This window comes from Salipiger sp. HF18 (assembly GCF_011806505.1).
Lineage (GTDB): Bacteria > Pseudomonadota > Alphaproteobacteria > Rhodobacterales > Rhodobacteraceae > Salipiger > Salipiger thiooxidans.
The window spans coordinates 1-2,534 of record NZ_JAATOS010000541.1; the positions used below are offsets into that span (position 1 = coordinate 1).

At 64.8% G+C, this 2,534-nt stretch carries 3 protein-coding genes; all 3 read right to left on the reverse strand.

What is annotated here, in order from left to right; genetic code table 11:
• Positions 1-1,877 (reverse strand): class 1b ribonucleoside-diphosphate reductase subunit alpha (gene nrdE / locus HC022_RS23800; protein ID WP_167454051.1); only part of this gene is annotated, 1,877 nt, incomplete at its 3' end.
• Entirely contained in the window at positions 1,862-2,275 is a 414-nt protein-coding gene (gene nrdI, locus HC022_RS23805) for a class Ib ribonucleoside-diphosphate reductase assembly flavoprotein NrdI (protein ID WP_089955182.1), read from the reverse strand. The genes nrdE and nrdI, both read right to left, overlap by 16 nt.
• Positions 2,276-2,283: 8 nt before the next feature.
• On the reverse strand, positions 2,284-2,508 hold the full coding sequence (gene nrdH / locus HC022_RS23810; RefSeq protein ID WP_008885878.1) for a glutaredoxin-like protein NrdH: 225 nt from the start codon (positions 2,506-2,508) through the stop codon (positions 2,284-2,286).
• Positions 2,509-2,534: the final 26 nt, after the last annotated feature.

The following is a 2,534-nucleotide window of genomic DNA, read 5'->3' on the forward strand; positions in this document are numbered from 1 at the left end:
AAAAAAAAAACGTTCGACATGAACGGCGCCGGGTAATAGACGCGGCCGATCTTGCCTTCCTTGCGGATCTCGATCTTCGACACGATCGGGTGGATCGAGCTGGTCGAGTTGTTGATGTAGCTGATCGACCCGGTCGGCGGCACCGCCTGCAGGTTCCGGTTGTAGAGCCCGTGCGCCATGACGTCAGCCTTCAGCGCCGCCCAGTCGTCACGGGTCGGCAGGGTGACGTCGGCGAAGAGCTCGGCCACGCGGGCGCTTTCGGGCAGCCAGTCGCGGCTGGTGTACTTGTCGAAGAACACGCCCGAGGCGTACTCGCTGTCGGCAAAGCCCTTGAAGGTCTCGCCCCGCTCCTTCGCCAGCGCGCAGGAGGCCCGCAGCGCGTGATAGGCCACGGCGGCGAAATAGACCGAGGTGAACTCGATGCCCTCGGCGCTGCCGTAGTGGACGTGCTCGCGGGCGAGGTAGCCGTGCAGGTTCATCTGGCCGAGGCCGATGGCGTGGCTCTCGTCGTTGCCCTTGCGGATCGACGGCACCGACTCGATCGACGACATCTCGGAGACGGCGGTCAGCGCCCGGATCGCGGTCTCGATGGTCGCGCCGAAGTCCGGCCCGTCCATGGTGCGCGCGATGTTGAGGCTGCCGAGGTTGCACGAGATGTCCGTGCCCATGCGGGAATAGCTCAGGTCCTCGTTGAACTCGGAGGCCTCGTTCACCTGCAGGATCTCGGAGCAGAGGTTCGACATGGTGATGCGGCCCGCGATCGGGTTCATCCGGTTCACCGTGTCCTCGAACATGATGTAGGGATAGCCGCTCTCGAACTGGATCTCGGCCAGCGTCTGGAAGAAGGCGCGGGCGTTGATCTTCTTCTTGCGGATGTGCTTGTCGGCGACCATCTCGGCGTATTTCTCGGTGACCGAGATCTCGGAGAACGGCACGCCGTAGACCTTCTCGACGTCATGCGGCGAGAACAGGTACATCTCCTCGTTGCGCTTCGCGAGCTCGAAGGTCACGTCGGGGATCACCACGCCGAGGCTCAGCGTCTTGATGCGGATCTTCTCGTCGGCATTCTCGCGCTTGGTGTCGAGGAAGCGCAGGATGTCCGGGTGGTGGGCGTTGAGATAGACCGCCCCTGCCCCCTGACGCGCGCCGAGCTGGTTGGCGTAGGAGAAGCTGTCCTCGAGCAGCTTCATGATCGGGATCACGCCCGAGGACTGGTTCTCGATGCCCTTGATCGGCGCACCGTGCTCGCGGATGTTGGTCAGCATGAGCGCGACGCCGCCGCCGCGCTTGCTGAGCTGCAGCGCCGAGTTGATGCCGCGGCCGATGCTTTCCATGTTGTCCTCGAGCCGCAGCAGGAAGCACGAGATCAGCTCGCCACGGCTCTTCTTGCCGGCGTTGAGGAAGGTCGGCGTGGCGGGCTGGAAGCGGCCCGTGACGATCTCTTCCATGAAGGACATCGCCAGCGCCTGGTCGCCGCGCGCCAGCGTCAGCGCCACCATGACGACGCGGTCCTCGTAGCGCTCGAGGAAACGTTTCCCGTCGCGCGTCTTGAGCGTGTAGGAGGTGTAGTACTTGAACGCCCCGAGGAAGGTCGGGAAGCGGAACTTGCGCTTGAAGGCGGCGTCCCAGATTGCGTGCAGGAACTCGCGCGGGTAGGCGTCGAGCACCTCGGCCTCGTAGTAGCCCTCCTCCACGAGGTAATCGAGCTTTTCGTCGAGCGAGTGGAAGAACACCGTGTTCTGGTTCACGTGCTGCAGGAAGTACTGACGCGCCGCCATGCGGTCCGCGTCGAAGCGGATGCGGCCTTCGGCGTCGTAGAGGTTCAGCATCGCGTTCAGCGCGTGGTAGTCGAGGCCGTCGGTCAGGCGGTCAAGCATCGGGATCCCCAGAAAGCAGTCAGCCCGTCGTTCACGCGGGCGATATCGGTGTCGGTGCCCGCAAGCTCGAACTTGTAGAGCAGCGGGATGCCGCATTTCGCGGCGATGATGTCGGCGGAGAGCCCGTAGGTCTTTCCGAAATTGCGGTTGCCGGAGCCGATGACCCCGCGCAGCCCGGCACGGCGTCCGGCGTCATTGAGGAAACGGATCACCTGCTTGGGCACCGCGCCGCGACCCTCGCCGTCGGCGTAGGTCGGGCAGATCAGCACGTAGTCCGCGGGGGGCTCGGGCATCGGCTCGGAGGGCGACACCGGGATGCGCAACGCCGCGCGGCCAAGCCGCGCGACGAAACGGTCGGTGTTGCCGCTGCGCGACGAATAGTAGAGCAGCCCCGCCATGGTCGTTCTCAGGATGCGAGACGGCCGATCATGTCCGGACGGAAGCCCGACCAGTGGTTCTCGCCTGCGATGACGACCGGCGCCTGACGGTAGCCAAGCTCGGTGACGCGGGCCATCGCAGCGGCATCCTCGGTCAGGTCCACGACATCATAGGGCAGACCGCGTGCATCCAGCGCACGGGTGGTCGCGGTGCACTGCACGCAGGCGGGCTTGGAATAGACGATGATGGTCATGGCGGCGTCCTCTGTCCTGTCTCATT